Raw genomic sequence first — 23215 nt, 5'->3', positions numbered from 1 at the left:
TAATTATTAAAGTTGTGGTAAGTATATTCCTCCTTCATTAACTACGCGATCTCCCTTTTCTATTCCTGATAAAATCACTGTTTTATCTCCAGACACTCCTCCAATTTTTACATTTTTTCGGATATAGCTATTCTCCGCTACTTCTACAAAAACATAAGAGTCATCTTCTCCTTGTAAAATAGCACGTGAGGGAACTAGAATCACTTTTTCTGGCTGATCAATAAAGCGTACACTCACATACATACCTGGTTTTAATATACGTTGTTCATTGTTCACTTCGATTAATACATCTATACTTCTCGTGTCTTCATCAACAATTTCATTAATATGAAATATCTTTCCTTCAAAAGGCTGATTAGGATAAGCAGATAACTCTACTTGCACCTTATCCATCTTTGACAAATGCTGAATGTCTTTTTCTTTTACTTTTCCAACAATCCATATCTTATTCAGCGAAGCGATTTTAATCACGGGCTCTGAGTCGTCATTGATATACTGTCCAATAACTACATTATTTTCAAGGATTTCACCAGAGATTGGCGAACGAACAATCAACGGCTGTCCTAAAACAAGACCAGATGGCTCAACATTATAAATACGTATAGCTGCTGAAGCATTGTCAAAAGCAGCCTTTGCTATCGAATTTTCAGTCTCAGCTTCTTCAAATTCCTGACGAACTCCTACACCATTTTCTAATAAATCTGCTTGTCGCTTTAAGTTCAATAATGCTTGCTTGAACTCTTGTTTCGAGTCAAAATAATCTTTCTGTGCTTCAAAATAATCAGGGGAAGAAACTTCAAACAAAGGTGTATTGACACTTACCTTTTGTCCTAATTTCACATGTGATTTGACGATTCTACCAGAAAATGGAGAAGCAATCTCCGCATAATGGTTTGGAATAGCTTTTACTACTCCTGCAGTCAATAAATCAAACGTAAAGTCTTCCTCACTGACTTGAATTGTCTTTATTCTGCTCTTTAAATTTGAATTTTCAGTTAGTGAAATCACTTTATTTTCCACCACATACTGAGCTGTATCATTACTCTGTTCACTTTTATCTGCACAAAAGCTCAATAAGAAACTCAATCCTAAAACACTTGCTAGTTGTATTTTTTTAGCCATTATGTTTGTTATTTTAAAATTCTACTTTAATTCTATTTATATAGCTGTATTTAACAATAAATTTACAGCTTATTCTGTTAATTATCGCAAACAAGCCACCTATTCTAGCTACTGACAATTTAATACTAATCACAATTCCCTTGCTTTTTATCTTCTATAGCTCAATATACATAGCCTATATCCGCATTTTTTTCATATCTACTATTGTTAGCGCAATAACTATGCTAGTTTAGCAATATGTTAAAAAATAATTGATTAATTAATAAGTATTTAACTCCCAAGAGACTTCCGAAACACCACGCTCTAAAGAAAGCTTCTTAGTGATTCTTTCTAAAATTTCATCTTTCCTCCCAATACAATACATTTCAAATCTTAGATAAGAAAAAGCTGGGTTACCATTATCTGAACTTTTAAGTGAACGCAATTGCAATTCGCTATCTGATTTTAATTGCCCTAAGACCATCACACGTAAATCGTTTTCGATCTCTTCTTTACATCCTATAACAACTTCATATACAACCTCAGCTGAATCAGTCTCAGTGGCAAAAGATAATTTATTAATGATAGCGCTAATTGGGCGAAGTAAAACATGTGCCCCTACAATCAAAAACGTCATGACAAGAGCTTCCTTCCACATCCCTACTGCACACATTGATCCAACTGAAGCCGAGCACCAAATCGTTGCAGCAGTATTCAAGCCACGAATACTAAAACCATCTTTCATGATGACTCCTGCTCCTAAGAAACCAATACCACTCACAACGTAAGAAGCTACCCGTCCTACAGCATCATCTCCTATCGTATGTGCCATTAATACAAAGCCTGCTGCTCCTATGCTTACTAGCGTGTTTGTACGCAAGCCCGCACTTTTTTGTCTTGCTTGTCTTTCTACTCCTATCAAAGCTCCTAAAACAAATGCAAGAACTAATCTTCCTATAAATACTGAAATTAACATGATTTAAAATTTTGCTCTTCCTGAGCAACTTTTTATTATTGTCTTTCAGAAAGATGGTTTAACAATCGGGGTGATACAATCGGGATTCTGTGTCCATATTTTTATTTTTTGACGAGGCAAAAGTACTGACTCCCCTTTCTAAACCATATTAGAAAGCTTTTAGAAAAAAATTAGAATTCTATTAGAAAGATTAAATGTGTACGAAAAGGAAACATTCAAGGGCCTAACTCAAAAATTGTTTGTTTAATAAAAACAATAAACCTTTGTACGGCTATAAATAATAAACCAAGACAATCCTATTAAGTTTTTGAATTAAGAAAAATCGATCTTTTAATGATATTTGATTTGTATAAATCTATAAGCTAATACAAACCTCTGTTGGGTGTATTGTACTGTTCGCAAAAAGCCTTAATAATTTATTCTGAAAAGTTAGTTCAACAACTACCGAACCAGCATCAAACCCAACAATATCAGGAGGTCAAAACGGTTTATGCAAGTGTTATTCGGAGAACCTTCGATAGAAGTCTCAAAAATCAGGGGGGTTACCGAAGAACACTCAGAGAAACATTGGACAAAGCTTAGTAAACACAAGGATTAGCTGTACTTTTGATAGCTATTTGAACAAAACAGATAGGGCAAAATGAGAAGATTAAACACTTTCTTGTATTGATTTTTTTACTTAAATAAAGAGAAGTTTCTATGCTTTGAATAGTATAATTTATACCCCCTTTAAAACTTGTACTATACAAATATACAGTTTTTTTGTAACCTAATTAATATTTCCCTAAATGACCAACTTACCTAACTAACTAACTCATAAATAGACTCCTAAAAAGACTAAAAGCTTTAAAATACTTAGAATTTCACTATTACAACCAATATCATTGGCTTTGGTAAGCTTCTTTTTTAGAACATATACACATTAACTACACATCCCCTCAAAATTGGGTAAAAGAAATTAATTAGCCTGGTGGAAAATGAATAGTAAATGTAGTTCCCTTTCCTACTAAAGACTCTACGGCAATCCTTGCCTTGTGAAGGTCTATAATTTTCTTCGTTAGAGGTAAACCTATACCATTTCCTTGTTTAAAATACTCGTTCTCTCCACGGTAAAAAGGTACAAAAATGGCTTCCATATCCTCAGGTTTAATCCCTATACCCGTATCACTAACTTTGACTATTAAGTGATTGTCCTTATATAAAATTGATACATTACATTGCTCGTTTTCAGAATATTTACATGCATTTTCAAGTAAATTCACGAAGGCAACTTGAATTAGATAAAGATTAGCAGAAACAACCATCATCTCTTCTCGGCTAACCGAATCCTCAATAAAAAAACTAAACTTATAAGATTTATTAATGCGTTGCAGTTTCTGACAAGCATCTAACACAACCTCATCTAAGCATACCGGTTTAAAAGCTATTTCTGTAGGGTCATAACTTGCCTTAGCGAAATCCAATAAACTATTTGACAGTCGAACTAATCGCCTCGCATCGGCTAGAGCATTTTCAATCGTCATTACATATTGCTCTCTTGTTTGCTCCTTTGCTAAAGACAGCTCTAGTTCAGCAATAATAGCGGCTAATGGTGTACGAAGTTCATGTGAGATATTGGAAACAAACTGCTTCTGTGCATCAAAAGAATATTCCAGCCGGTTGAGCATCTCATTAAACGTATTTGCCAATAGAGCTAATTCGTCCTTATTTTGTTCGTGGCTCAATCGCAAGTTTAGACTAGTCGCAGTTATCTCATTAACTTCATTAATCATTTTTTTAATAGGAGATAAAGCCCTATTCGCAAAAAAAACTCCAGCTGTACCAATAACAATAATAGATAATAAAGCCAGTACAGCGATAGTATATAATAAATTTTGAAGTTTCGTAAAACCATATTCATCGTAGGCAGCAGCTGTAATAATATAATCTTTATCGTCAAAAGTAAGTCGCAAACCTACGACCTGCCATTCTTCTTGTTCAAAGTGCAATATCTTATTTGCAATAATAGAAGCTAACATTTCTTCAGTTTCCTTAACGCGATCAATCTCAACATCATCGTGGTACAGTAATTCAAACGCACGGTTATAAATGGCTACTTCAACCTCGTTGATGTGTTGGCTATTATTCTTATAGATACGATGTAGTGTTTGAGGTTTTACTTTGGCCTCAAAAAATAATTTAGCTTTCGTTATAGCCTCACGTTCTAACTGCCCATAGAACTCATTTTCTCTATGCTGTGCAGAAGACCAATATAAAATACTGGCAAAAACTATAAACAAGGAAGCGACAAGTACAGTAAAAAGTAAAGTTAAGCGTGTTCTAATTTTCATTTAATTTCAGGATAAAACCCATACCTGATTTGGTGTGAATTAATTTATTATTAATGTCAATCTCTACCTTCTTTCTCAAATAGTTAATATATACATCAATGAAATTTGTTCCTGTATCAAAATGAGTATCCCATACCTTCTCCGCTATTTCACTACGAGACAAAACGCGCTCTGGATTCTCCATAAAATATTGCAACAGGTTAAACTCTTTGGGAGTTAAGTGTATTTCTTGTCCATCACGAGTAAATCTCTTTTCATTTAAATCCAATGCCATATCAGCGTATGTCAATACTGCTGATTGCGTTGTATTCTTGTGTTCAAAACGCTTTAACAAAGCCCTTATACGTACATATAATTCCCTCAATTCAAAAGGCTTTACAAGATAATCATCTGCTCCTGCATCAAATCCTTCTACTTTATCATCTGTAGTCCCAAGAGCCGTCAACATGACTATAGGTATATGAGGTAATTCCCTCTTCAACTCCTTACATAAATCAATCCCATTGATTTTGGGGAGAATCACATCTGTAATAATCAAATCGTACGTACGCTGTAGCGCTAACCTTCTTCCCATATACCCATCGTATACAACATCTACATGATAGTGCTGTTCTTCCAAACTGCGCTGCAATAATTCAGCTACTCGAATATCATCTTCAATTACTAAAATAGAAATCACCGTAAGAAATTTATAGTTTTATGCAAGTTACTATTTTTACCCTTGCTTTGTTTAAATAAAATAAGAGTACTTAAACAGGTATCAAAAAACACACCATATAAGTACCCTTGTGTTAGAATATAAAAAAAGAAGCTTATTTACTACCCAATAACAATAACTCACCAACCACTATTTCAGTAATATACTTTTTATTGCCTTCCTTATCCGTAAATGACCGATTAACCAACTTACCTTCAATAGCAACTTCTTTTCCTTTTACAACAAATTTCTCTGCAATCTCAGCTAATTTTCCCCATAGAATGACATTGTGCCACTGGGTGTTTTCCACTCGCTCATTTTTTTCGTTGTAATACACTTCATTGATCGCAATAGAGAAACTGGCGCGAATATTATCGCTTTCAAAACGTTTCAAATCAAGATCTTGACCAACACGTCCAATTAACTGCACGCGATTTTTTAATGAACTCATAATTATATAATTTTAGATTAATAGTTCAGGAATAAAAAGTGGTATTACTGTACTAATCAACCACAAAAAACACACCAGAAATTAACATTTTTACAAATATTTTATCTATTTTACTCTACAGCTATCTTTAAATCTTTGTAAATTGCAAGAAAAAATCATGGATAATACAATTAATAAGATTGAGCTACGAAATCTACAGATTGACGATTATATAGAACTTAAACGTTCAATGCTCGAATCTTATAAAGGTTTGGAAGACCCATATTGGGATAAAGACGAGATAGAAAAGCTATTAGATGTTTTTCCTGAAGGTCAATTAGTAATTTTAGTAGACAATGTAGTTGTAGGCTCTGCACTATCTTTGATTATTGATGAAAAGAAAGCTATGTCTGCCCATACCTATGATCAGATCACAGGATACAGTACGTTTGACACTCACGATCCAGAAGGAAATGTCCTTTATGGTATTGATGTCTTTATTCATCCAAAATATAGAGGATTACGCTTAGGAAGACGTTTATATGATGCCCGTAAAGAACTTTGTGAGCAATTAAATTTAAAATCTATCGTATTCGCTGGTCGAATTCCAAACTACTCTAAGTTTGCTGATGAATTAACACCTAAACAATACTTAGAAAAAGTAAAAACTAAAGAAATACACGATCCTGTGATGTCATTTCAAATGGCAAATGACTTTCACATGGTACGTTTGATGCGCAATTACCTAGAAGGAGATGTCAGTTCAAAAGATTATGCAGTATTGTTAGAATGGAATAACATTTATTATGAAAAAGAAGTACAGTTAATCAACACTAAGAAAAGTGTGATCCGACTAGGACTAATCCAATGGCAAATGCGCCCACTGAATGACCTAGACGAGTTCTTCGATCAAGCAGAATTCTTCATTAATGCTGTATCCGATTATGAAAGTGACTTTGCTCTATTTCCTGAGCTATTCACGGCCCCTTTAATGGCTGACTATAATCACCTTTCAGAAGCTGAGGCAATACGAGAATTAGCACGTTATACAACACCGATACGCAAAAAGTTTCAAGAGTTCGCTATTTCTTATAATATCAACATAATTACAGGAAGTATGCCTCACTTAGTTGATGGTGTACTATACAATGTTGGTTTCCTTTGTAAGCGAGATGGGTCCTATGAAATGTATCAGAAAATACATATCACGCCAAACGAAATACACTATTGGGGAATGCAAGGAGGCTCAAAAATACAAACCTTCGACACTGACTGTGGAAAAATTGGTATAATGATTTGTTATGATGTGGAATTCCCTGAATTATCCCGTTTGCTAGCCCAAGAAGGGATGGATATTCTATTTGTACCATTCTTGACAGATACACAAAATGGATATACACGAGTAAGAAACTGTGCGGCGGCAAGAGCGATCGAAAACGAGTGTTACGTTGCCATCGCAGGATGTGTTGGGAACTTACCAAAAGTAAACAACATGGATATACAGTTCGCACAAGCAGCTGTGTTTACACCTTCTGACTTTGCGTTCCCTACGAATGGAGTAAAAGCTGAAGCTACACCAAATACTGAGATGACTTTAATCGTTGACGTTGATGTACATTTACTGAAAGAATTACACGAACACGGTAGTGTTCAAATCATGAAAAACAGACGTTTAGACTTATACGAAACACTCAAATTAAAATAATACAATCTCATTAACAACAGCAAAAAGGCACAAATTATAGTGCCTTTTTGCTGTTTTAAAAATCTTTAACAAAAAACTATAAAAGGATTAATCATCATAATTGTAATTATTCTATTTTTATCGGACAATAATCTTGAATAATAAAATCGACAGGTAATACTTCCTTGTTATGGCAAGAATATTGCAAAGACAAACCAAAATAATTATATGATAAAATTTGTTAGACCTTTTTTACTAGCCATACCCTTGTTATTTAGCTCTTGTATCAAAGAAGAAGAGCTGGATACAAACGCAGATATTCTTGAGGCTTATATTCCAAGCGAATACCTAAAAACGGCTCCTATTATAACCAATAAAACCATTGAATTCAAGGTAAAATCAAATGTTGATTTAGAAAAGCAATCCCCTTTTTTTATCATATCTCCCAATGCTACAATGTACCCTCCAAACGGAACTACTAGAGACTTTACAAATAGTCAAAATGTAACGATCACTGCCCAAGATACACAATGGAAGAAAACATATACAGTTAGTTTTACGAGTGATGAGTTGAGCACGCGTTATACATTTAACAATGCAGAACTTACCAACAAAAATAGATACTATCGTTTCTATGAAATTGGCACAAACGGCGATAATATTTATGACTGGGATAGTGGTAATGAAGGCTATGTAACAGTTGCGGGAAGTACACCTCCCGAAGGATACCCTACAACAATAGCCCCAGGACGAAGAGGTGGGCTCTCCGTAAAAATGCAAACAGTCTATACTTCAAAATCAGGAGAACTAGCAGGAAATCCTATTGCTGCAGGAAATCTTTTCTTAGGCACGTTTAAGCTTAATATATTTAATACGTTGAAATCAACAAAATTTGGTCTACCCTACACAGGCGCATTACCGACAGGACTTAGAGGAACCTTCAAGTACACAGCTGGATCAATAGTTACGGATAAAAACTTCAATGAAGTAAAAGGCGCGAAAGATAGTTTTGATATTTATGCCATAGTATTCGAAGCTCGTAAAAAAGACAACTACCTTACTGGAGATCACAATTTTGAAGATCCAAGAAATATAGCCATCGCAAGAATAAATGAAAATGATAGAGTAGAAACACCTCAATGGACTGAATTTAATGCTCCATTCAAACTATTAGAAGGGAAGACGTACGATCCTAAAAAAGAATATGTTTTAGCAATCGTAATGACCTCAAGTATAGATGGCGCAGAGTTCAAAGGAGCTATTGGCAGTACTTTACTAGTCGATGAAATAGAATTAGTATATGAAACAGATAACGATGAATAAAAGGATGAAAACACATCATTATGTAACCTGTTTGCTAATGATTCTTGGGAGTAGTGTATTATCAACAGCTCAAGAGGGACATACGAATAAATTTAAAGAATTTTTTACGACAAATACAGAATACCAAATCAGAGGACAATTCAGTATTGGAGGAAGTACTCCTTTAGGGTTCCCTGCTCAAATAAGAGAAGTTAATAGCTACAACCCTACGATGCAACTTGGATTAGAAGCTAATATTACCAAATGGCTTACTGATGATCATAAATGGGGATTTCGAACAGGACTGCGCATGGAAGGAAGAGGAATGAAAACAGATGCCCGTGTAAAAAACTACTATACGAAGCTCGATGAAGGAGATGGTAAATACACAAAAGGATATTTCACTGGAAATGTTAAGACCACTATGAAAAACTCTTATATCACTTTTCCAATCTTATTAACCTATAATGTGTCCAGTCAATGGAACACCTATGGAGGCTTCTATTTTTCAGGACTCATTGATAGAGATTTTACTGGATACGTGTATAATGGAGTATTAAGAGAAGACTCTCCAATTGGTACACCAGTAGAATTTGAAGGAAATGCTAGAGGTGATTACGACTTTTCTGATGACCTCAATAGATTTCAATTCGGAATTCAAGTAGGAGGAGAATACAAGCTAAATGCTCACTTACGACTATTTGGCGACCTTAATTGGGGGTTAAATCAAGTATTTAAAAAAGATTTTGACGCCATTACCTTCAAGATGTATAACATCTATGCTAATATCGGCTTTGCCTATCAATTCTAAAAAAATAATGACCAAGAGGATCAATAACAATGTTGATCCTCTTTCTTTTTTACAAAAGTCATTGTTATATAGTTTAAATTTATACTAAAACCACTTATATTGTAACGTTTAACTACTTTCTGCTATTTTCAGACAATTAATAGCAAATTAATCGAAACAAGCACTTTTTTGAATCAATAACTCTTCAAAGTACGCACTATATCAATAAAGTGATATTCGCACCTAAAATACAAGAACAGATTAATTAGTAATTTTGCAGTTCGCTTTGTCCAGAACTAAACATATACAAAGCGTTCTACACATATTTTACACAATTTACTAATTAACAAAATGATGATTTTATGCGAATAAACCATTTATTCCAAGCTTTGGTATTGGCAACAACGTTTATCTTTACTTCTTGTATAAAAGATGAAGCTGAAAATAATGAAGCTGACATTGAAATGGCAAATATTGGAAAGGAATTTTTATTAACCGCACCAATTGTATCAAATGACAAAGTAACTTTTAGAGTTTCCAAGTCATTAGACCTTACTAAAGTAGCGCCAGAATTCAAACTAACTCCTGGAGCAACAATAGTACCTGCGAACGGATCAGCTAGGGACTTTAGCAACGGACCTCTAACCTATGAAGTATTCTCAGAAAGCAAGCAGTGGTCAAAAACATATAAAGTAGAATTCATCAATGCAGAAATTTCTACAATATATCACTTTGACAAATTCAGAGAAGTTGCTGGAGGGTTTTATGGTAATGACTACTACCATGTATTCTATGAAACACAACTAGACGATGCTACACATGAAGAAAAAGAACTCTTCGAATGGGCAAGTGGAAATATTGGTTATGCTATGACTGATGGATCAGAGGAAAATGCTAAAAAACCAGAAAATTTCCCTACTGCAGCTACAACTGAAGGATTTATAGGGACAGGCCTAAAACTAACGACACAATCTACTGCTCCACTAGGACCAATAATGGGTAGCCCACTAGCAGCGGGTAATCTTTTCTTGGGAGAATTTGACTTAAGTACAGCGGTTAGTAAACCGCTTAAAGGAACTAAGTTTGGTATGGACTTTAACTACGAACCTACAATTCTACGAGGTTTTTTCAAATACAAACGCGGTGATAACTTTGAAATCAATAATACTGAAAAGAACAAAATAACTGAAGATAGATGGGATGCTTACGCAATACTTTTCGAAGCTGGAATTGATGATTTCCTCTTTGGAGACCATGACTTTAAAGATGACAAAATTGTTTCAATTGCACGTATTCCTAAGGAATTAAAAATAGAAACAAATACTTGGACCCTATTTGAAATACCTTTTGAATATGTTGAAGGAAAAACATATGATGCAAATAAAAAGTATAAACTTGCTTTAGTATTCTCCTCAAGTGAAGAAGGAAGTCTATTTAACGGAGCAATAGGCAGTACTTTATATATCGATGAAGTTGAAATATTAAAAAATTAAACAAAGTATCACTAAGTATGAAATTTAAACATCTCTCTATTATACTATTGGGCATCACCTCTCTATTCACTTCAGCTCAAGAGGTCAATACACCAATTAAAAAAACTAATTTTTTCACAGAAAATACAACCGTTCAGTTGCGTTCTCAATTCAGTATTGGGGGAGCTTCTCCTTTAGGATTACCTAGAGAAATCCGAGCGATAAAAAGTTATAACCCTACCCTACAACTAGGTATTGAAACAAACTTTACTAAATGGTTTTCAGCTGAACATAAGTGGGGAATTCGAACAGGGCTTAGAGTTGAAGGAAAAGGTATGAAAACTGAATCTAGAGTTAAAGACTACCTGACACAAATCAACTACAATGGATCTCAAGTCAAAGGTAACTTTACAGGAGAAGTAAGAACAGAAGTGCGCAATACCTACCTGACCATTCCATTACTTGCGACATATAACATTAATAAACAATGGGGAGTATATGGAGGATTATATTTCTCTACTGCTATTGATAAAGCATTTGGAGGTCATGTTCACAATGGATACCTAAGACAGACTAATCCAACAGGACAAAAACTAATCTTTGAAGGAGATAAAAAAGCAGAATATGACTTTTCTAATGAAGTAAACAACTTCCAATGGGGTACTCAACTAGGGGCAGAATGGAAACTAAACAACAATTTCCTTTTGTTTGGGGATCTAACTTATGGATTCAATAGTTTACTAGACAATGATTTTGAAGCAATTTCATTTTCAATGCACAATATTTACTTAAACATTGGCTTTGGCTACCAATTTTAAATAAAATAAGGGCTATCAATCGAGTTGATAGCCCTTATTGTTATAATAAATCTACAATATACTCTTGATATTTATTTCAATACTTGTTTAGCAACTTCTGTCGTACCGTCTAACTCTTCTGTGATTTCTAATCCTAAAATTTCAGTTACAATAGGGTAAACATCAACATTCTCAAACGTAGGCACTGTAAGTCTCTCTTTAAACTGCGGTCCTTTAGCTAAGAAGATTGCATGCATTTCTTTTACCGTCTTAGGATCAAAACCATGACTTCCAGGAAGCTTTTTATTCGTAAAATAATACGGTGATTCAGCTATTACAACAATATCTCCTATTCGATCAAAACGATCGTGTTCTCCACCAAAGTTAAGAGATGCAGGAATATCATCGTGTTTATACACCTTCATATACTTCTTTTTTGCAGCCTTATCAATTTTTTTATACCAATGATCTATCTGAGTTTTATCATTAACAAAGACACTTACATAAACTCCATTTGATGCTATTTTCAAAGCTTCTCCATCTAACTTAACCGGAAACTCTAATAACTTCTTTTGGTTTAAATTAATCATTCCGTGATCAGAAACAACTACATAATTCACCGGTAAATTCAATTTATCGACTTCGTTTACTAACTGTTGGATTGAACGGTCAGCATATTGTACAGCTTCTCTTGTTTCCTCTGCATCAGGTCCATAACGGTGTCCTGCATGATCTACTTCAGGCAAATAGAAAGTTATAAAGTGTGGACGCTCCTCTTCAGGTAAACTCAACCACTTAACAACTTCCCCTATTCGATCATTCATTGGTGTTTTCTCTGTGTACTCATAGTAGTATGTTGGCAATACTCCTTTGATATCAGCTTCTGATCCTGGCCAATAGTAACATGCTGAAAGCATCTCTTGTTGCTCGGCTAGTACCCATAAAGGCGTTCCACCGTACCATTCTTTATTCGTTACCGCTTTCTTATTGCGCAGTGAATACCTTGCATCCATTTTGCGGTCATACATATTATTACCTACCAAACCGTGGTGTGATGGATACAAACCTGTAACTAGCGTATAGTGATTAGGGAAGGTCACTGATGGATATGAAGGACGCATAGACTCCGCTCTTACTCCTTCTTCTCCAAATGATTTCAAAAATTCCGCTTGGTGTTTTTCAATATAGTCATAGCGAAACCCATCGATAGAGATTAAGATTACATACGGTTTATCAACTTGTTTTGGATTGTTTAATCTATTCTCTAATACAAGTTGTTTTTCTTTTTCTTGAGCTACTGTAATTGTACTCGTTGCCAAAGACAATAAGCCTAAAGCTGTTAAAAGGAATTTATTCATGTTGTTCGTGTTTTTCAAGTTTCAAATATCTAGAGATAAATTTAGTCATACAAAGGAAATGCTTATTTTTATAAAAATTTACGATTGAATATTAAGGTTATGAGAACAATAGGTATTTTAGGGTGTGGTTGGTTAGGATTGCCTTTAGCCGTAAACCTAAAACAGCAAGGTTATAACATTAAAGGTTCAACTACAACACTAGAAAAACTAACACTTTTAGAAGAAGTGGGGATCGATAGCTATTTAATTAATTTAAACAGTCAAGACTATCTCGAACCATTATTGGCTTTCTTAGAAAATATTGATTCCTTAATCATCACTATTCCTCCTTCAAGAAAAGCTGATAACAACCAATACGTAACTACCTTTAACAAAATAATCCATGCTATTGAAACAACAGCTATTAAACAGCTTATCATGACTAGCTCTGTTTCTGTGTATGCTCCGTCAAATAAAACAATAACGGACACGAGTACTAACTATTCTAGTGCACCAACAGCTGTACACATTAGAGCTATTGAAGAGGCTCTGCTTTCCCAAAATACTTTTCACACCACTATACTGCGCTTAGGAGGGCTCTATAGTGAAGATAGAAGACCCGTAGTTCATATCTGCAAACGAGAAACATTTGACAATCCAGACCTACCTGTTAATATGGCTCACCAAACGGATATTATAAATTTCATAAGTAAGCTACTTACTAAGGAGAACTATACCGATGAAATCTACAACATTGTCTCTCCTAACTTTGCTAATCGACTAGACTACTACAGCGAAGAGGCAAACAAATATAGACTGACACTTCCTCCTTTAGGCAAAAACAATCTAGAGGAATATAAAAAAGTTGATGGAACTCGAATCAGTCGCTTGTTAGACACTGAATACCAATTCTGATGAGTTTCACAGCAAGGCTAAACAGGACTACAATTACTTCTGCGAAATGTGAAAGAAGCTATTTATTATTCGTACCTTGTACAAACTGAGAAAGTTTAATTATTATGAAAAAAATATTATTCCCTACTGATTATTCTGAGACAGCTAATAATGCATTCAAATATGCTTTGCAACTCGCTAATCAGAAAAACGCTAACTTATACGTACTACATGTATATGATCCTCCTGTAATATCAGGCCATATCAGTCCAAAACTTGTAGATGGGGTCAGTAAACGATCTGCATTTCAAAACTTAGAAGAACTACAAACGCATACACCAGAACTTAATCAAATACGCACAGAGCTTAATTTAGAGCACGTAGAAGTATTTTACAAAGTTGAAGAAGGATTGCTTATTCCTGAAATTATTAATGCGATAGAAGAGCTCCATATTGACTTTATCGTCATGGGTACTGAAGGCACGAATGCTAACTTCGCGAAAAGAATTTTAGGTTCAAATACATTAAACACTATCTCAAAAGTTAAAGTGCCTGTACTGAGCGTACCTAAAGAGGCTCAATACCGCCCTGTCAAAAACATTGTCTTTACTACAATGCTTAACTTAGAAGAACAAGAAACACTTGACCGAATTATTGAAGGCGCTATAAACTTTGACTACCATGTTAAATGTGTTCACATCAAACGAAATGATTGTGAAGACTGCGATAAAGTATATGAAGAATGGAAAGAGCGCTATAAAGACAAGCCTATTACTTTCCACATCATAAATGCTGAAAATATTGAGCAAACTATTATGGACTTTATCGATAGCAAAAAACCAATTGATATCGTGGCCACCATACAACGCAACAAATCATTCTTTGAGAGCATTTTACAAAAGAGTACAACACAACATTTGGCTAAACATCTAAAAATTCCTTTCCTCGTTTATAAAGCGCATAAAGCATAAACTAAAAGTCCCAGTACGTAGATTGTATTGGGACTTTGTGTTTTATCTTTTTATTCAATATTCATTTCAGGTATATCACCTTCTATAATCAAATCAACAGCTGTTGATGCCTTTATATGCTCTACTGATACTCCTGGTGCGCGTTCCAACAACTTCAAGCCTCTTTCTGTCACTTCCATGACAGCTAGCTCTGTAACAATCTTTTTTACACAACTAACTCCCGTCAAAGGAAGTGTACATTCCTTTAATATCTTCGAGTCTCCTGCTTTATTCACATGCATCATTGCTACTATTATATTCTCTGCAGAAGCTACTAAATCCATTGCTCCTCCCATACCCTTAACCATCTTACCTGGGATCTTCCAGTTTGCTATATCTCCTTTTTCAGATATTTCCATTGCTCCAAGAATCGTTAAGTCCACATGCTGACCTCTAATCATCCCAAAACTAGTTGCTGAATCAAAAAATGAAGCTCCTTTTAATGTGGTTATGGTTTGCTTCCCTGCATTAATCAGATCCGCATCTTCCTCTCCTTCAAATGGAAATGGCCCCATACCTAGTACCCCATTCTCACTCTGGAATTCAACATTCATTCCTTCTGGTACATAATTAGCTACTAATGTAGGTATTCCTATACCTAGATTGACATAAAAACCATCTTGTAGTTCCTTAGCTATACGTTTTGCTATTCCGACTTTATCTAACATAATTTACTTTGCATTTAAGGGTGATGAATTACTTCTTTGTACGCACGGTACGTTGTTCAATTCGCTTCTCATACTTTTCTCCTTGAAAAATTCGTTTAACAAAAATCCCAGGGACATGTACTTCATTAGGATCTAGAACACCTGCTGGTACAAGCTCTTCTACTTCTGCTATAGTTATCTTTGCAGCACCTGCCATACATGCATTAAAGTTTCTAGCTGTTCCCTTAAATATTAAATTCCCAGCCTCATCTCCTTTCCACGCCTTTACGATTGCAAAATCAGCTTTAAATGCATGTTCTAAAACATACTGCTTTCCATTGAACTCTCTAGTCTCTTTACCTTCTGCTACTTCTGTTCCATAGCCTGCTGGTGTATAAAAAGCGGGTATTCCAACCTGTGCGGCTCTGCACTTCTCTGCTAGCGTACCCTGCGGAGTTAGTTCAACTGCCAATTCGCCGCTTAACATTTGTCTTTCAAATTCTGCATTCTCTCCAACATACGAGGAAATCATCTTATCTATCTGTCTCTTTTGCAACAACAATCCCAAACCAAAATCATCTACTCCAGCATTGTTTGATATACAAGTTAATCCTTTCACATTTTTCCTTACCAATTCAGCAATTGAATTCTCAGGAATACCACATAGCCCAAATCCACCAAGCATAATGGTAACATTATCTGTAATGTCATACAAAGCGTCTTGAACATTAGCTACTTTTTTATTAATCATAGTTTTTTGGTTTAATTAATTTCCCTAATGTATAAAAAAAACGCCTTTAAAAAAAGGCGTTTAATCTATTAAAAGTCAAATTCTTCTGTGGTTAAATCTGATTCTTCATCTGCTTGTCCTTCTTCTATTATCTTCGAACAATCAACTCGTATCGAAAGATTATCTGGAACTTCAAACTTACCTTTTGAGATATCCAATGTTTTATCTGCATAGGCTTTATTCATATAAAGTCCCCAAATTGGTAAGGCTAATGTAGCCCCTTGACCATACAACATCGTTCTAAAGTGTGCTGCTCGATCATCATTTCCTACCCAAACACCAGTAGCTAAGTTGGGTACCATACCGATAAACCAACCATCACTTTGATTTTGAGTTGTTCCTGTTTTACCTGCTATTGGATTGGTAAACTTATAAGGGTGACCTGTCACGCGTTTGTATCCATTTCCACTCCATGTCGTACGCAATCTAACCCCTGATCCAGATTCTGTAACTCCTTCCAGTAACTTAACAATCGCATAAGCTACGTCCTTGCTCATTACATCTTTTGTCTCTGGTATCGCATTATAAAGTAAAACTCCATTTCTATCTTGAATCTTTGTAATGAAAACTGGCTTAACATAAATCCCTTTATTTGCAAATGTACTAAAGGCCGCTACCATATCACTTACCGTAATATCTACAGCTCCTAGAGCAATCGCAGGACTTTCTGGTATCTCAGAAGTTACTCCCAAATCACGCATTAAGTCAATCACTGCAGCAGGCCCAACTCTATCCATCAGCTTTGCTGTTACTGTATTGACTGATCCAGCTAATGCCTGCTTCAATGTCATAATACCCTTATAATTACGACTAGCATTTTGAGGGGTCCAATCTTTGCTAATTCCATGACGCCCTTTAGGCATTGTAAACTGTGAATCTATTATTGAATCACATGGAGAGTAATGTAAACGCTCTATCGCCGTCGCATAAACAAATGGCTTAAAGGTAGAACCTACTTGTCTCGCTCCTTGTCCTACGTGATCGTATTGGAAATGTTTATAGTTAATACCTCCTACCCATGCTTTAATATGTCCTGTCTGCGGTTCCATTGACATCATACCTGCTTGTAAGAAGTGCTTATAATAAATGATAGAATCTCGCGGAGTCATCACTGTATCTACATCTCCTTTCCACGTAAAGACTTTCATCTTAGTCTTTACTTTAAATGATGCTAAAATATCTTTCTCTGATTTACCAGCCTCCTTCATTTGCTTCCATCTTTCAGAAGACTTCATCGCACGTGTAATAATGCTCTCTCTTGTCTCATTATTAATTTTATAGAAAGGAGCCATCTTATTGTTCTTTTGATCAATAAAGAACTCTTCTTGTAAATTCGATATATGCTCAGTAACTGCTTCCTCTGCATACTCTTGTAAACGAGAATCTAATGTAACATAGATTTTTAATCCATCTCTATAAATATCGTATGTAGTACCATCTTTTTTAGGGTTCTCTTTTACCCAACGACGCATATACTCACGCAAATACTCTCTAAAATAAGTAGCGATACCTTCTCTATGGCTCTCTGGGGTAAAGTTTAAAGATAATGGCAACTTTTGCATCTCTTCACTTTGTTCTTGAGTAATAAACTCATTCCTTGCCATCTGGTGCAACACCACATTTCGTCGCTTCAATACTAACTCAGGACGTCTTACAGGGTTAAAGTAAGCTGGATTTTGAAGCATACCAACAAACATTGCTGCTTCGTCAATCGTTAAGTCCTTTGGTTCTTTTCCTAAATATACACGAGTAGCTGAACGAATACCTACTGCATTATTGACAAAGTCTGCTTTGTTTAAATACATCGTCAAAATCTCCTCTTTGGTATACTGTCGCTCTAACTTCACAGCAATTACCCATTCTTTAGCTTTCTGAGCGATACGCTTAGGTAAGTTTCTAGCTCCTTCCCCGTGGAATAATAACTTAGCTAACTGCTGTGTTATCGTACTAGCTCCTCCTTTACTACCTACTGCCGTCACAGCACGTAATGTCCCTCTGGCATCAATACCAGAATGCGTTAAAAAACGCTCATCTTCAGTAGCTATTAATGCCTTAACTAGGTAGTCTGGTAAATCTTCATAGCTAACAGGAACCCTGTTCTCTAAATAGAACTTACCAATCGTCTTCCCATCTGAAGAGATTACTTCTGTAGCTACATTACTCGCAGGATTTTCTAATTCATCAAATGTCGGCATCGGTCCAAATACTCCCCATGATGCACAAAGAAAGAAAAATATCACTGCGGCACATCCACCCAAGAAGAGTACCCAAAAGCCCACAATGTACTTCTTAAATCCGCCTTGTGCTTTTTGCTTGTTCTTCTCTTTTTTGTTTTGTGTTGAACTCATATAATCTATAGTTCGTTTTAATTTGTTTCTTTTTCTATACTCAGACCTACCTCAGATATTCCAGGTAAGTACTCATCTCCCTTTATTTCTCCTAAGGCTCTAACAGCGTGTTCTAAGGTAAACTTATACGTCCCTGACTCAGGAAATACAAAACCTTCCTTCACAGCTAGCTTGCTCTCTTTCACATCAGAAAAGCCTACTCCTAATAACTCGCCATTAACATCAGCCATTTGATATTGAAGTGTATCTATTTGTACAGTCATATTAGGTTGATATAACTTAAAGATAACATACATATTATTATATGGATAATCTTTATTAGCCCTAATATTCATGGACATCGTATAAGTATCTGTCGTATCAGACACCTTATATACAAATGTTTTGACGTCCTTCTTCTCCCATTGCCCATTTGTTGACTGGTACTGATCAAAAACTATGTTCTCATTACGCTGACAGCCTACTAGTGAGAGGAAGACTAGTCCAATCAAAGATAGAATACAACTATTTTTCATTAGCATTTGAACCTTCGTTTGAATTATTTGGCTTTTTATTTCTTCGATTCTTATTGCGAGGATTATTTTTTTTCACTCCACCTTCCGTATGTTCTTCTGGTTTGCTATTAGTTTTACGAGGTGTGCCTTCTTTTTTCACTTTAGGCGTACCCTCTGCTTTACCATCAGCTACTCTTTCTTTGCCAGTTGTTGGACGCTGGCGATTCTCATCTTTAGCCACTGCAGGTTTAGGACGTTTAGTTCGTGGGTTTTTGTTTGCTGCCCCTTTACCTTTATCCTCATTATTTGTAACTGTCGTATCGTTTACAACCTTTTTCTCCCCATTGCGATCATTTGGTTTGCGATTACGGCTATTATTCGTTCTAGGGCGTCTCTCTGTTTTAGCTCTTGCTTCATTACCTTCATTAGCACTTACTGCAGCACCTTCACCTGCAGGCTTGCGGTCCCTTGTCTTGCGTTGTGGTTTCCTTCTGCGTTTAGGCTGATCAAAGCGAGTTACGCTATCTTCCTCTACTACATTCTGTAGTTTTTCTTCTTCTTGCTCTAATGCATAATTCTCAAGCTCATCACCTTTGATATCTTGCTTGTTCAACTCAACGATTGCTTTTACTTGTTCCGAAGACAACACATACCAATTCGCTGAATTGTTTGCATAAGCAAACCACATTTGTCCTTTGAAAATGTCTATCTTTTGACAAAAGGCGATACCCTTAGTTGTCATCAACTTCGTATCTGTTTCAGGCATATCTTTCAATGCCTCTAAATACGTATCTAACTCGAAGTTCAAACAACACTTTAATTTACCACATTGCCCAGCTAATTTCTGTGGGTTTAACGATAATTGCTGATAACGAGCCGCAGCTGTATTAACACTTCTGAAATCTGTCAACCAAGTAGAACAACATAGTTCTCGACCACATGATCCAACACCTCCTAGACGAGCTGCCTCCTGACGGAAGCCCACTTGTTTCATTTCAATGCGTATTGAAAACTCGCGTGCGAAGTCTTTAATTAATTGTCTAAAGTCAACACGCTCACTCGCTGTATAAAAAAACGTAGCTTTCGAACCATCTCCTTGAAACTCTACGTCTGAAATCTTCATCTCCAAATTCAATGCGATAGCGAGCTCACGAGCGCGCATACGTACAGGCTCCTCTCTATCGCGAGCCTCTTGCCAGATATCAATATCCTTTTGTGTAGCCTTTCTATATATCTTTAGGACCTCTCCTTCTGGATTATACCCCTTTTTCTTCATTTGAACCTTTACCAGTTCTCCGGTAAGTGATACCACTCCGATATCGTGTCCTGGTGACGTCTCAGTTGCAACTATATCCCCCATGGAGATCGTTAGCTCTTTTGGATAGCGGTAGAAATCCTTTCTACCATTTTTAAAGCGTACTTCTACTATATCAAAAACTTCGCTGCCAGATGGATAAACCATATTTGACAGCCAGTCAAAAACTGCTAATTTATTACAACTGTCTGTCCCGCACGTTCCATTATTTTGGCAACCTCTTGGTTGTCCGTTACTTCCTTTGTCTGTCGAACAATTTGTACAAGCCATTCAATTTATGTTTATTAGTACCCCAAAATAAGGGTTATTTTTAAGAAAATTTGCTGTAAAGATACTATTTTTAAAAGGTAATCCACTTTTTTTTTCACGATTATAACATTCTTAAAAATAACCCTTTTATGACTGATTTATATCAAAATAAAAAACATTTCCAAGAAATTAGTATATTGGTTTTACCAATATATCAATCCAAATCTATTGGACCAGAAAAAAAATCTTCCCCTACTTATCAAATTTTTACTAAAGAAAAATCTAATCAAACGATTCCTTAAACAAATAACACTTTATTCCGACAGCCTATCCTTGCCAAATCTTGAGGTATACGTGCCCAGAAGGTGGTTCTCGGCAAGAAAACTGCACGAATTCTGCAGGCATACCTCAAGCATTAGCGGAGCTAAGCTGTAAATCAAAAAAAAGCCCGGCAGTGCCGGGCTTTTTTGTAATTATATAAAATAACTGTTGTTATTCAAAAAATACACTACTAATCAAAAGGTTCATATTAGACTCTTTTCCAACTTTTAAAGAAAACAAGCTCTCACCATTCACTTCTTGATATTCATTCTTAACTGAAGATAAATCTAAAATCACTTTAACCCATTTACCTCCAGTATCTATTGTACCATTATATTGATTATTTGAAGCTCTTTGAACAATCACTTCTGTTTCACCTACATTAATACCAGGTAAATTAAAGGCATTGTATTTTCCATCTTTTTTATATACGTTTAAAGATAACGATTTAGAATCTGAAGTTCCTTTAACATAAAAAGAAATCTTAGTTTTACCAGCAGGAGCATCTTTAGCTAATGAAGTAAAAACATAGTCATTACCACTAGCAACACCTGTAATACTCATTGCAGTTGTCCCATTTGGTCCTTGTCCAGCAGCTTCAGTAGCATACGCTTTAATCCCATGAGAACTTAGATTACCTATAAATGCCGACCAATCACTAAAATCAGAAATATATACACTTTTATCTGCTGGCAAAGAAACATCTCCTGTTCCCGGATCTGTTGGATCTGTTGGATCTGTTGGATCTGTAGTACCACCGTCTACTGGTGTTCCATCTTCAAAACGTATTGCGTCGATTACAAGGTCAAAAGTAGCAGTCGCATCTTTACCACCTACTTTAAACGCTATGAAATTACCACTACCCGTCTTATTATAGTCAACACCTATAAGGTCTAAAGTTACTTTAATCCATTCACCTTTTGTGTCAATATTTCCATTATATAAATTTGAGCCTTCATTATGTGATAAAACTTTACTAGTAGAAAGCTCCTCTAAATTATACGCTTTAAATCCTCCTTGGGCATCATATACATTAATAGATAACGATTTCTTCACAGAAGTTCCTTTCATTAAGAAAGATAGTTTAGTAGCATCAGTAGCAACTTTCACATTTTCAACGGTAAAGATATAACCATTTTTCTCTGGAGCCGGACCTTGAATAGCTAGAGCGTCAGATCCGTCAAATCCTAACCCTTTGGCTTGATGTGCAGGCTCTGTAAGTCCAAAATTATTTAATGACCCTAAGAATAAATCCCAATTATTAAAATCCGAACCTGGGAAAGCTTCAAACTTACCAGGCTTAACATCTGTTGGATCTGTAGGTTCAGTAGGGTCCGTTGGATCTGTAGGATCACCTCCACCATTATACTCGAAACGAGCTTCTGTTAATTTAATATCTTCAATCGTTCTAGGGTAAAACTGAAGTGTACTTTGATACTTGGTTATAATACCAGTAACAGAACCACTTTTATCTGTAGTCGTTAACGTGTTAAAATCATTAGAATATTGACCAGTACGGATAAAAACTTCGTTCCCGTCTTTATCAACCATTTTTCTTAATGTTTGCTTACCACCATCGACATCATCTTTATCATAGTAAGGCTTATTCAATGCGTCATCTGCAAACTGAATACCATTGATTGTAACTAATTTACCAATTAAAGACTCATCACCTTTAATATCCGTTAAAGACACTTGATTATTATACTTTTCAAATGCTTCTCCTACATAAGATTTACAAGACAATTTAATAATCTTTGCAATATCAGCACCAACGATACGATTTGGTCTTCCTTTAGAATCAGCTCCTTTACCAAGACTTATTGTACCAAAGTAATTCTGTAAGTTAGTTCCTTTTAACTTAATGTATACTCGAGACCCTACAGGGTATTCGCTATAGTACTTACGAGTACCACTAGTTACATCTAAAGAAATAGTTAATGGTTTTTGTGTTTCCTCATCAACGATAACCATCCCTTGGTAAAAGTTACCACCTTTATCACTAGAGACAACCACCCCAACTACTGTATCATCCCCTTCATAAGCACCAGCTTGTTTTTCAGGGTAAAGTTCATGAAGTTTAGTAATTGACTGATTTGCGTTTAAGTCAGTATCGACACACTCTACTGATGGTACAGAAAAGTCGTCATTTTTAGCACATCCAGCAAAGATTAACCCTGCGAATGCTAAATATAATATTGATTTTTGTAGTTTTTTCATGTTTAAAAGGG

Annotated in this window: 20 protein-coding genes; 8 read left to right on the top strand and 12 right to left on the bottom strand. The window is 35.5% G+C overall.

The genetic code is table 11. The annotated features are described in order from the left end of the window. Nucleotides 1–6: 6 nt before the first annotated feature. The 5 genes from GJV77_RS02955 to GJV77_RS02935 all read right to left on the bottom strand — a co-directional run bounded on the left by GJV77_RS02955 (nucleotide 7) and on the right by GJV77_RS02935 (nucleotide 5555). Nucleotides 7–1122 (bottom strand): efflux RND transporter periplasmic adaptor subunit, encoded by a 1116-nt coding sequence (locus tag GJV77_RS02955; protein WP_155034862.1) that lies wholly within the window; start codon nucleotides 1120–1122, stop codon nucleotides 7–9. Nucleotides 1123–1381: 259 nt separating this feature from the next. Continuing rightward, the gene (locus GJV77_RS02950) at nucleotides 1382–2077 is read right to left on the bottom strand and encodes an MgtC/SapB family protein (RefSeq protein WP_155034861.1); all 696 of its coding nucleotides are present in this window, start codon (nucleotides 2075–2077) and stop codon (nucleotides 1382–1384) included. Between the two features lie 962 nt (nucleotides 2078–3039). Continuing rightward, complete coding sequence (locus GJV77_RS02945; protein ID WP_155034860.1) at nucleotides 3040–4407, bottom strand: sensor histidine kinase; 1368 nt, start codon at nucleotides 4405–4407, stop codon at nucleotides 3040–3042. Then, a complete protein-coding gene (locus GJV77_RS02940) occupies nucleotides 4397–5086 on the bottom strand; it encodes a response regulator transcription factor (protein ID WP_317162542.1) in 690 nt (229 codons plus the stop codon). Before GJV77_RS02940 ends, GJV77_RS02945 begins: the two co-directional genes overlap by 11 nt. 133 nt (nucleotides 5087–5219) lie before the next feature. Beyond that, the gene (locus GJV77_RS02935) at nucleotides 5220–5555 is read right to left on the bottom strand and encodes a single-stranded DNA-binding protein (protein ID WP_155034859.1); all 336 of its coding nucleotides are present in this window, start codon (nucleotides 5553–5555) and stop codon (nucleotides 5220–5222) included. A gap of 157 nt (nucleotides 5556–5712) precedes the next feature. Between GJV77_RS02935 and GJV77_RS02930 the strand changes: the two genes are divergently transcribed. The 5 genes from GJV77_RS02930 to GJV77_RS02910 all read left to right on the top strand — a co-directional run bounded on the left by GJV77_RS02930 (nucleotide 5713) and on the right by GJV77_RS02910 (nucleotide 11600). Continuing rightward, the gene (locus GJV77_RS02930; protein ID WP_155034858.1) at nucleotides 5713–7239 is read left to right on the top strand and encodes a bifunctional GNAT family N-acetyltransferase/carbon-nitrogen hydrolase family protein; all 1527 of its coding nucleotides are present in this window, start codon (nucleotides 5713–5715) and stop codon (nucleotides 7237–7239) included. 207 nt (nucleotides 7240–7446) lie between these two features. After that, nucleotides 7447–8541, top strand: coding sequence for a PCMD domain-containing protein (locus tag GJV77_RS02925; RefSeq protein ID WP_155034857.1), 1095 nt, complete (start codon nucleotides 7447–7449; stop codon nucleotides 8539–8541). Further along, nucleotides 8519–9331 carry a porin family protein gene (locus GJV77_RS02920; protein WP_240142807.1) on the top strand — a complete coding sequence of 271 codons (813 nt, stop codon included), beginning with the start codon at nucleotides 8519–8521 and terminating at the stop codon, nucleotides 9329–9331. Before GJV77_RS02925 ends, GJV77_RS02920 begins: the two co-directional genes overlap by 23 nt. 341 nt (nucleotides 9332–9672) lie before the next feature. After that, a complete protein-coding gene (locus GJV77_RS02915; protein WP_155034856.1) occupies nucleotides 9673–10803 on the top strand; it encodes a PCMD domain-containing protein in 1131 nt (376 codons plus the stop codon). 17 nt (nucleotides 10804–10820) lie between these two features. Further along, on the top strand, nucleotides 10821–11600 hold the full coding sequence (locus tag GJV77_RS02910; protein ID WP_155034855.1) for a porin family protein: 780 nt from the start codon (nucleotides 10821–10823) through the stop codon (nucleotides 11598–11600). A gap of 71 nt (nucleotides 11601–11671) precedes the next feature. Here the strand turns inward: GJV77_RS02910 and GJV77_RS02905 are convergent, their stop codons facing one another. Further along, nucleotides 11672–12937: an alkaline phosphatase family protein gene (locus tag GJV77_RS02905; RefSeq protein WP_155034854.1), complete on the bottom strand. Its 1266-nt coding sequence runs from the start codon at nucleotides 12935–12937 to the stop codon at nucleotides 11672–11674. 99 nt (nucleotides 12938–13036) lie between these two features. Between GJV77_RS02905 and GJV77_RS02900 the strand changes: the two genes are divergently transcribed. Next, nucleotides 13037–13831 (top strand): NAD(P)H-binding protein, encoded by a 795-nt coding sequence (locus GJV77_RS02900; RefSeq protein WP_155034853.1) that lies wholly within the window; start codon nucleotides 13037–13039, stop codon nucleotides 13829–13831. Between the two features lie 104 nt (nucleotides 13832–13935). Further along, nucleotides 13936–14781 (top strand): universal stress protein, encoded by an 846-nt coding sequence (locus tag GJV77_RS02895; protein ID WP_155034852.1) that lies wholly within the window; start codon nucleotides 13936–13938, stop codon nucleotides 14779–14781. A 50-nt stretch (nucleotides 14782–14831) separates the two neighbouring features. Here GJV77_RS02895 and GJV77_RS02890 read toward each other — a convergent pair whose 3' ends face one another. The 5 genes from GJV77_RS02890 to ricT all read right to left on the bottom strand — a co-directional run bounded on the left by GJV77_RS02890 (nucleotide 14832) and on the right by ricT (nucleotide 20684). Further along, on the bottom strand, nucleotides 14832–15488 hold the full coding sequence (locus tag GJV77_RS02890; protein ID WP_155034851.1) for a CoA transferase subunit B: 657 nt from the start codon (nucleotides 15486–15488) through the stop codon (nucleotides 14832–14834). A 28-nt stretch (nucleotides 15489–15516) separates the two neighbouring features. Continuing rightward, nucleotides 15517–16218: a CoA transferase subunit A gene (locus tag GJV77_RS02885; RefSeq protein WP_155034850.1), complete on the bottom strand. Its 702-nt coding sequence runs from the start codon at nucleotides 16216–16218 to the stop codon at nucleotides 15517–15519. A 68-nt stretch (nucleotides 16219–16286) separates the two neighbouring features. Then, entirely contained in the window at nucleotides 16287–18605 is a 2319-nt protein-coding gene (locus tag GJV77_RS02880) for a penicillin-binding protein 1A (protein ID WP_155034849.1), read from the bottom strand. 17 nt (nucleotides 18606–18622) lie between these two features. Next, nucleotides 18623–19126 (bottom strand): gliding motility lipoprotein GldH, encoded by a 504-nt coding sequence (locus GJV77_RS02875; RefSeq protein WP_240142806.1) that lies wholly within the window; start codon nucleotides 19124–19126, stop codon nucleotides 18623–18625. After that, nucleotides 19110–20684 carry a PSP1 domain-containing protein gene (ricT, locus tag GJV77_RS02870; RefSeq protein ID WP_155034848.1) on the bottom strand — a complete coding sequence of 525 codons (1575 nt, stop codon included), beginning with the start codon at nucleotides 20682–20684 and terminating at the stop codon, nucleotides 19110–19112. The genes GJV77_RS02875 and ricT overlap by 17 nt, the downstream gene beginning before the upstream one ends. Nucleotides 20685–20812: 128 nt before the next feature. On the opposite strand from ricT, the gene GJV77_RS02865 reads away from it, so the two are divergent. Further along, a complete protein-coding gene (locus tag GJV77_RS02865) occupies nucleotides 20813–20965 on the top strand; it encodes a hypothetical protein (protein WP_155034847.1) in 153 nt (50 codons plus the stop codon). Nucleotides 20966–21155: 190 nt separating this feature from the next. Here the strand turns inward: GJV77_RS02865 and GJV77_RS02860 are convergent, their stop codons facing one another. Further along, complete coding sequence (locus GJV77_RS02860) at nucleotides 21156–23204, bottom strand: DUF5689 domain-containing protein (RefSeq protein ID WP_155034846.1); 2049 nt, start codon at nucleotides 23202–23204, stop codon at nucleotides 21156–21158. Nucleotides 23205–23215: the final 11 nt, after the last annotated feature.

This window comes from Myroides pelagicus (genome assembly GCF_009711055.1).
GTDB lineage: Bacteria > Bacteroidota > Bacteroidia > Flavobacteriales > Flavobacteriaceae > Flavobacterium > Flavobacterium pelagicum.
This window is presented reverse-complemented; position numbering and strand designations above follow the sequence as displayed.

What these genes read in the sequence shown, in the direction of transcription:
- GJV77_RS02895 (WP_155034852.1), top strand. Translation starts at nt 13,936, where the DNA reads ATGAAAAAAATATTATTCCCTACTGATTATTCTGAGACAGCTAATAAT.
- GJV77_RS02875 (WP_240142806.1), bottom strand. Translation starts at nt 19,126, where the DNA reads ATGCTAATGAAAAATAGTTGTATTCTATCTTTGATTGGACTAGTCTTC.
- GJV77_RS02900 (WP_155034853.1), top strand. Translation starts at nt 13,037, where the DNA reads ATGAGAACAATAGGTATTTTAGGGTGTGGTTGGTTAGGATTGCCTTTA.
- GJV77_RS02880 (WP_155034849.1), bottom strand. Translation starts at nt 18,605, where the DNA reads ATGAGTTCAACACAAAACAAAAAAGAGAAGAACAAGCAAAAAGCACAA.
- ricT (WP_155034848.1), bottom strand. Translation starts at nt 20,684, where the DNA reads ATGGCTTGTACAAATTGTTCGACAGACAAAGGAAGTAACGGACAACCA.
- GJV77_RS02860 (WP_155034846.1), bottom strand. Translation starts at nt 23,204, where the DNA reads ATGAAAAAACTACAAAAATCAATATTATATTTAGCATTCGCAGGGTTA.
- GJV77_RS02920 (WP_240142807.1), top strand. Translation starts at nt 8,519, where the DNA reads ATGAAACAGATAACGATGAATAAAAGGATGAAAACACATCATTATGTA.
- GJV77_RS02890 (WP_155034851.1), bottom strand. Translation starts at nt 15,488, where the DNA reads ATGTTAGATAAAGTCGGAATAGCAAAACGTATAGCTAAGGAACTACAA.
- GJV77_RS02915 (WP_155034856.1), top strand. Translation starts at nt 9,673, where the DNA reads ATGCGAATAAACCATTTATTCCAAGCTTTGGTATTGGCAACAACGTTT.
- GJV77_RS02905 (WP_155034854.1), bottom strand. Translation starts at nt 12,937, where the DNA reads ATGAATAAATTCCTTTTAACAGCTTTAGGCTTATTGTCTTTGGCAACG.
- GJV77_RS02945 (WP_155034860.1), bottom strand. Translation starts at nt 4,407, where the DNA reads ATGAAAATTAGAACACGCTTAACTTTACTTTTTACTGTACTTGTCGCT.
- GJV77_RS02925 (WP_155034857.1), top strand. Translation starts at nt 7,447, where the DNA reads ATGATAAAATTTGTTAGACCTTTTTTACTAGCCATACCCTTGTTATTT.
- GJV77_RS02885 (WP_155034850.1), bottom strand. Translation starts at nt 16,218, where the DNA reads ATGATTAATAAAAAAGTAGCTAATGTTCAAGACGCTTTGTATGACATT.
- GJV77_RS02935 (WP_155034859.1), bottom strand. Translation starts at nt 5,555, where the DNA reads ATGAGTTCATTAAAAAATCGCGTGCAGTTAATTGGACGTGTTGGTCAA.
- GJV77_RS02950 (WP_155034861.1), bottom strand. Translation starts at nt 2,077, where the DNA reads ATGTTAATTTCAGTATTTATAGGAAGATTAGTTCTTGCATTTGTTTTA.
- GJV77_RS02930 (WP_155034858.1), top strand. Translation starts at nt 5,713, where the DNA reads ATGGATAATACAATTAATAAGATTGAGCTACGAAATCTACAGATTGAC.
- GJV77_RS02955 (WP_155034862.1), bottom strand. Translation starts at nt 1,122, where the DNA reads ATGGCTAAAAAAATACAACTAGCAAGTGTTTTAGGATTGAGTTTCTTA.
- GJV77_RS02910 (WP_155034855.1), top strand. Translation starts at nt 10,821, where the DNA reads ATGAAATTTAAACATCTCTCTATTATACTATTGGGCATCACCTCTCTA.
- GJV77_RS02865 (WP_155034847.1), top strand. Translation starts at nt 20,813, where the DNA reads ATGACTGATTTATATCAAAATAAAAAACATTTCCAAGAAATTAGTATA.